Consider the following 6,954-nt stretch of genomic DNA (forward strand, 5'->3'; position numbering starts at 1 on the left):
CGGCGCGCAACGCCGCCACATCACCTTCGGCGCGACTGATGCGCTTGCGCGCGGCCTTCTCGACCTTGGCGAGCTCCTTGGTCAGGCGGCCGATCTCCGCCTCGAGTCGCTTGATCGCCCGATCCTTCTTGCCCGCCCCGTCTTTCTTGCCCACGCCCGCTGTCCTCCCTCGTCAACCCGCTGTTTGGGGACCAGGGTAAGTGGGAAAGACCGTCAGGGAGTGGACTCAACACGCCCAAAGCCGAACTTTCCGGGCATTGCGACCCACTCCGTCAGTACCGTGGATTGCACGAAAGGAGAAAACCATGCCGCAGCAAGAGGATCCCGGCCCGTCGGTGAAGGACGACGAGCTCTACGAGAAGCTCCGCGATGAGGGCAACTCCAAGGAGAAGTCCGCGCGGATCGCCAATGCCGCCGCCAACGAGGGCCGCTCATCGGTGGGCTCCAAGGGCGGTCGCTCCGGCTCGTACGAGGACTGGACCGTCGATGAACTCCGATCGCGGGCCAAGGAACTCGACATCTCCGGATACTCGTCGATGAAGAAAGACGAACTGATCGAGACGCTGCGCGACCACTGAGAACAGCCATTGGGGCGACGCAATGCGCGCCATACGAATACAGATTCCACGTGAGCGGGCATCGGACCCCGAAAATCGGGGTTTTTGGGCCAACTTTGTGGAATCTGTATTCGTACTCGGGCCGGACGTGCCGGTCTCAGGCGTAGATCGACTTGTACACCAGGTAGGCCTCCATCGATTGCGGCCCGAGTTCTCGTCCGATACCGCTGTCCTTGACGCCACCGAATGGCGCGCCCGGATCGGGCATGTACCGGTTGATGCCGATGGTTCCGGTGCGCACCCGCCGCGCCACATCCTTGCCGCGGTCGGGATCGGAGGTCCACACCGAACCACCGAGACCGTAGTCGGAGTCGTTGGCCAGCCGGATCGCGTCGTCGGTGTCGGAGTAGCGGATCACCGAGAGGACCGGACCGAAGATCTCCTCCTGCGCGATGGTCGAGTGGTTGTCGACGTCGGCGAACAGGGTCGGTTGCACGAACCAGCCTCGGTCACGTTCGCTGCGACCACCGCCGACCACGACGCGCGCTCCGTCACCCTTGCCCTTCTCGATGTAGCCCTCCACCCGATCGCGATGAGTGCGACTGGCCATCGGGCCGATCATCGTCGACTCGTCGAGCGCATCGCCGACCGGCAGACTGCTCATGAATGCCGCCAAGGTGTCGACGACCTCGTCATACCTGTTGTCGGGGGCCAGGATTCGGGTTCCGAGGTAGCAGGTCTGGCCGTTATTGACCAGCAGGCTCTCGAAGAGTCGCTCCCCCATCACCGACAGGTCGAGATTGGCATCGTCAAGGACGATCGCGGCGGACTTGCCGCCGAGTTCCAGGGTCACCGGTCGCAGCAGCTGCCCGCAGGTGGCCGCGATCTGTCGGCCGGCCGCGGTCGACCCGGTGAACGCCACCTTGTCGACGTCGCGGTGCGAGACCAGGTAGGCGCCGGTCTCCCGGCCGCCGGGCACCACGTTGACGACGCCGTCGGGGATGTCGCTCTCGGCGACGGCCTCGGCGAACAAGAAGGCGTCGAGCACCGTTTCCGGTGACGGCTTGAGCACGATCGCGCAGCCGGCGGCCAGCGCCGGACCGTATTTGAACGCCGCGAGTGCCTGCGGATAGTTCCACGGGACGATCGCCCCGACCACACCGACCGGTTCCCGGCGCACCAGCGTCGTCCCGCCGAACAGGTGGTCCTGCTCGACCTCGAAGGAGAACCCACGTGCCAGCCCCGCGTAGTACCGCAGCAGGGTCAGCGGGACGCCGGTTTCGAGCTGACTCGAGATGGCGATCGGCATGCCGTTCTGCGCCGACACCCGGCGAGCCATCTCCTCGCCTTTGGTCTCGAGGATGTCGGCGAGTTGTTCCATCGCATCGGCACGGCGCGACGGTTCCCAGCGCGCCCAACCTTGCGGATCGTCGAACGCCGCCCGCGCTGCGGCGACCGCGGCGTCCACATCGGCCTCGACCGCAGCCGGCACCACACCGATCTGTTCCTCGGTGCTCGACGACACGACCTCGATCTGTTCACCCGATGCCGGGGCTACCCACTGGCCGCCGATAAAGAGTTTGTCGTAGGTGATCATTCACGCCTCCTGAGATGTCCACGCATTCACTGCTGTGTGCCGCGGGTCACAAGCCAGTGTGCCGCAGCTGTCCGATCGGGACACCCGCTTCTGCAGCACATCGGCATGTGCTTTCACTGAGTGGAAGTGCGGTCTGGTGGTTGTGACAACGCTCTCCCTACCGTGTGCTCAACCAGAGGAGTCACATGTCCACCTTCACCAGCACCACCCGCACGCAGGTCGCGATCGTCGGCGGCGGCCCGGCCGGCCTGATGCTCTCGCACCTGCTGCATCGGGCCGGAATCGAGAGCATCGTCCTCGACACCCGCACCTACGAGCAGATCGAGACCACCCACCGCGCCGGAATCCTGGAGCGAGACAGCGTCCGGTTGCTCGTCGAATCCGGGGTCAGCGATCGCGTCCTCACCGACGGCCACGAACACCAGGGAATCGACCTGCGCTTCGACGGCATCAGCCATCGCATCGACTTCCAGAAACTCATCGGCGCCTCATGCTGGCTCTACCCACAGACCGACGTGTTCATCGATCTACACGCCGCACGGGTTCGTGACGGCGGCGACCTCCGCTACGGCATCGCCGACACCGCGGTCACCGACCACCGCGATACGCCTCGTGTGGCCTACTCCGATGCCGATGGGCGCCACGAGATCCGGGCCGACCTCGTCGTCGGCGCCGATGGCTCGCGCAGCATCTGCCGCGACCTCGTCGCCAACCCGCAGCGACTGTTCCGCGAGTACCCGTTCGCCTGGTTCGGCATCCTCGCCGAGTCTCCGCGTAGCGCACCCGAATTGATCTACACCCGTTCCCCGTTCGGCTTCGCGCTGATCAGTCAGCGCACGGAGTCGGTGCAGCGCATGTACTTCCAGTGCGACCCGGCCGAGAATCCCAACGACTGGTCCGACGACCGGATCTGGGCCGAACTGCAACGCCGACTGGCCGGACAGGACGGTTTCTCGTTGCAGGAAGGCCCGATCATCGACAAGAGCGTGCTGCCGTTCCGCAGCTTCGTGCAAACCCCGATGCGCGACGGAAAGCTACTCCTCGCCGGCGATGCGGCACATACGGTTCCCCCGACCGGCGCCAAAGGACTCAACCTCGCCCTCGCCGACGTCCGGGTGTTGGCCGAGACCATCGAACGAACCCTGCTCGCGGACGACGAGACGGCACCGGACTCCTACACCGACCGTGCACTCGCCCGCGTCTGGAAGGCTCAGCACTTCTCGTACTGGATGACGACGATGCTGCACAAGGCTTCCGACGCATCGGACTTCGACGAGCGCCGCCAGCTCGGCGAACTCGAAACCCTGACGGCCTCCGAGGCCGGATCGGCCTATCTCGCCGAGGGATACACGGGCTGGCCCTCGGTCTGATCTGCCGGGCGGCCGGCCCCGCGATGGTCGAGAAGCCATCCCTCCCCGATGGCCCTTCCCCCCGATGATCGAGCAGCCCGTTCTTTTCGATGGTCGAGGAGCCCGGCCCCTTTTCGATGGTCGAGGAGCCCCGCGCGAGCGCAGCGAGCCGGAGCGTCTCGAGACCACCGCAAGCCGACGCTGGACTCCGCAACTCCGGAACCAGCAGCAACACACCAGGTCTCGAGGCTCCGTCGCTAACGCTCCTCCGCACCTCGACCACCAGGCGATGGGACACCGCCAATGAGGGTTGGCGCCCCGAGCGAGCGCCCGATCCCTTGTGCGGCAACCTGCAACGCGGCGACGATCCGCGGTAGCCGACCGCTGATCGACGGCACCACCATGCCGAGGGCGGCGACCACGCCGTCGGGACCGCGCACGGGGACGGCCACCGAGCAGGCGCCGAGCGTCATCTCCTCGACGGTTGTCGCGTAGCCCTCGTCGTGGACGCGGCGCAGCTGGTCGTCGAGGAGCTTCGGGTTCACGATGGTGTGCGGGGTGATCCGCGTGAGCGAGGCCATCACCTCCTCGCGAATGTCGTTGGGGGCGTGTGCGAGTAACACCTTCCCGACGCCGGTGGCGGCCAACGGGAGCCGCCCGCCGACCCGGCTGACGACCGGCACCGATTCCTTTCCGGAGATGCGGTCGAGATACAGGGCCGCGGTACCCTCCCGAATGGCCAGGTGGACCGTTGCCGTGGTCGCGGCGTAGAGGTCGTGGAGAAATGGCTCGGCGACCTCCCGAATCCCCGACTGGATCGGCGCGAGAAGCCCGAGATCCCACAGGCGTCTGCCGATCACGTACCGGCCGTCGGGCCGGCGCACCAGCGCACCCCACCGCTCGAGCTCACCGGCGAGACGATGCGCCGTCGGCAACGGAAGGCTTGCACGAGCGGCCATTTCGGACAACGAGAGCACCCGATGAGTGGAATCGAACGTACCCAGCAACGCGAGCGTGCGCGCCGCCACCGACGCGCCCGGCGTCGAGGTGTTACCGGCCATCGACACTCACGGCAGCAGACCGGAACGTCGCCGTTTCGCCGGTGACCGCCGGCCGCAGCCAGACCATCAGAGCTCCCGCAGGTAACAGAGCATCCGGTAGTCCTCACCGGGCTCGATGTTGGTGAACCCGTGCCGCTCGTAGAAGCGTCGGGTGTCGGTGTCGATCTCGTCGACGTTGATGTGCATCTCGATCGCGTCGCGGTCCAGCACCTCGTCGACAGCCCGGGTGAGCAGGGCGGTGCCGATGCCCCCGTCCCGGAGCGCGGGCACGACGTACAACTCCTCCAACTGCGCGAGCGGCCCGTCGCCGTACGGGGTCGGGCGGAGCGTCAGGTAGGCGAATCCGGTGGGCTCCCCGTCGGACTCGGCCAGCACGACGAGCACGTCGTGACGGGCGAGCAGACGGGCGAAGCGGCCGGCGAACTCGTCGGCACTCGGGGTCGGACTCTCGAACTCGGTGTTGAAGTCGAACAGCAGCCGACCGACGACCGCCGCATCGCCCGGGCCGGCCAGGCGGACGAGGCGGCCTGGGACGCTCATGACACTCACGGCAGCAGACCGGAGCGCCGCGCGATCACCACTGCCTCCAATCGGCTTGTGGCACCGAGCTTTCGCATCGCGTCCTTCACATAGCCCTTGGCGGTCTGGACGCCGATGCCCAGTGAGTCGGCGATTCGTGCGTTGGGATAGCCGAGCGCGGCCAGCGCCAGTACGTCCTGCTCGCGGCGGGTCAACGCCACCGACTCGTGATCGGGCGCGGCGTCGAGGAGCCCGTCGGTGATGCGACCGATCGCGGCGGCGACCTCGGCGTCGTCGACCGAGCGTGCGAGGTCACGCAGTTGTGCATACGCCTCGGTCAGCCGAACGCGCAGCGCGTCGGCCTCGGGCCGCCCGGTCACGGTTTCCACCGACGTCCGGGCGGCGACGATCTGCTGTTCGAGCGTGCGAGCCTCCACGGCGAGGGCGTCGAGTGCCCGGTCGCCGAGCGGATCGTCGGTGCGCAACGCGCCGTAGATCACCGCCACCGGTGTCCGGTCGACGATCACCGGCGCCGCGGCCATCGCCCGCAGACCCTCCGTCGCGATGACCGCGTTGTAGCGGTGAGTGATCCGCGGCGTCTTCAGGTAGTCGTCGACGACCATCGGCCGGTTGGTGGCCACCACCTTGCCGCCGAGTCCGTGCCCGATGTCGACGGCAACGCCGTTGAGCGCACCGACCGTGTGGCCGACGAAGTGGCTCAGACGCAGTCCGTGCCCGCTCTGCACGACACCACCGAAGGCGAGAGAGACGCCGCTGGCCCGGCGCAATCGGCGCAGCGCGTCGGTCACCGGCGCCGCGAGAGATTCGGGCATCTCGGTCACCTCCTTCGGTCGTGTGCGCCCCCTCTTCGGGGGGTGGCACACATCGTTGGTCGCGGCAGACAATGCGTGCGACTGTGATTCAGCTTACTCAAGAGGCCCAGGTGAGACCATGACCCAGACCGCTCCCGCGCATCCCTCCGCCGAGGCCGAGGTGGCCGCGTTGCTGGCCGAGTTCGGCGCGAACGACGCGAATGCCGCGACCCTGCTCGTCGACCGGCACGACCCGGATGCCGTCGCCTTCATGACGGTCGGCACCAGCGGCGACGACCTCGTCACCACCCGCATCACCTACGGCGACCTGGCCGCTCAGTCACGGAAGTTCGCGACCGCCCTGGCCGGGCTCGGCGTCGAGCGCGGTTCGCGGGTCGGCGTGTTGATGGGCAAGCGCGTCGAGCTGGTGGTCACGTTGCTGGCACTCGCCCGCCTCGGCGCCGTCTACATCCCGCTGTTCACGGCGTTCGCGACACCGGCGATCGAGATGCGGCTACGTGGAGGCGACGCCGACATCGTGGTGACCGAGGCGAGTCAGGTCGACAAACTCGACGGAATCGAGGGCCTGACCACGGTGGTCGCCGGTGCCGGGAGTCCGGCCGAGAGCGCGTCTGGCACCCACGATTTCGACACCCTGCTCGCCGCGAGTGAGCCCTGGGAAGATTCGGTGGCCGTCGGCGGCGACGGGCACCTGATCCTGCTGTTCACCAGCGGAACCACGGGCGCGCCCAAGGGGGTTCCGGTTCCGGTGCGCGCACTGGCGGCGTTTGTCACGTACATGCGTTTCGGTCTCGACGTGACCGACGACGACGTGTTCTGGAATGCCGCCGACCCGGGCTGGGCCTACGGCCTGTATTACGGCATCCTCGGTCCGCTGGCCACCGGACGCCCGAACATCTTGCTGCAGGCCGGTTTCACGCCGGAGCTGACCGCTCGCATTCTCGGCGAGCTGGGCGTCACCAACTTCGCCGCTGCCCCGACGGTGTATCGCGCGCTGAGCAAAAGCGGCGCGATCGAGGGCTTTTCGCTACGGCATTT

7 protein-coding genes are annotated in these 6,954 nt (G+C 67.3%); 3 read left to right on the forward strand and 4 right to left on the reverse strand.

Annotated features, from left to right (window positions below):
• The first annotated feature begins 305 nt into the window (after positions 1–305).
• Positions 306–578, forward strand: a complete 273-nt coding sequence (locus tag B1964_RS00065) for a Rho termination factor N-terminal domain-containing protein (RefSeq protein ID WP_006369065.1) — start codon at positions 306–308, stop codon at positions 576–578.
• A 136-nt stretch (positions 579–714) separates the two neighbouring features.
• Here the strand turns inward: B1964_RS00065 and B1964_RS00070 are convergent, their stop codons facing one another.
• Positions 715–2,154: an aldehyde dehydrogenase gene (locus B1964_RS00070; protein ID WP_006369064.1), complete on the reverse strand. Its 1,440-nt coding sequence runs from the start codon at positions 2,152–2,154 to the stop codon at positions 715–717.
• Between the two features lie 185 nt (positions 2,155–2,339).
• Between B1964_RS00070 and B1964_RS00075 the strand changes: the two genes are divergently transcribed.
• Positions 2,340–3,524, forward strand: coding sequence for a 4-hydroxybenzoate 3-monooxygenase (locus B1964_RS00075; RefSeq protein ID WP_079928334.1), 1,185 nt, complete (start codon positions 2,340–2,342; stop codon positions 3,522–3,524).
• A gap of 236 nt (positions 3,525–3,760) precedes the next feature.
• Here the strand turns inward: B1964_RS00075 and B1964_RS00080 are convergent, their stop codons facing one another.
• From B1964_RS00080 to B1964_RS00090, 3 genes are all read right to left on the reverse strand, one after another.
• Positions 3,761–4,564 (reverse strand): IclR family transcriptional regulator, encoded by an 804-nt coding sequence (locus tag B1964_RS00080; RefSeq protein WP_079928336.1) that lies wholly within the window; start codon positions 4,562–4,564, stop codon positions 3,761–3,763.
• A 66-nt stretch (positions 4,565–4,630) separates the two neighbouring features.
• Positions 4,631–5,104, reverse strand: a complete 474-nt coding sequence (locus tag B1964_RS00085) for a GNAT family N-acetyltransferase (RefSeq protein WP_079928335.1) — start codon at positions 5,102–5,104, stop codon at positions 4,631–4,633.
• Positions 5,105–5,109: 5 nt separating this feature from the next.
• Positions 5,110–5,916: a LuxR C-terminal-related transcriptional regulator gene (locus tag B1964_RS00090; RefSeq protein WP_079928337.1), complete on the reverse strand. Its 807-nt coding sequence runs from the start codon at positions 5,914–5,916 to the stop codon at positions 5,110–5,112.
• 118 nt (positions 5,917–6,034) lie between these two features.
• On the opposite strand from B1964_RS00090, the gene B1964_RS00095 reads away from it, so the two are divergent.
• Positions 6,035–6,954 (forward strand): AMP-binding protein (locus B1964_RS00095; RefSeq protein ID WP_139765566.1); only part of this gene is annotated, 920 nt, incomplete at its 3' end.

This window comes from Gordonia sp. i37 (genome assembly GCF_002043085.1).
Taxonomy (GTDB): Bacteria; Actinomycetota; Actinomycetes; order Mycobacteriales; family Mycobacteriaceae; genus Gordonia; species Gordonia polyisoprenivorans.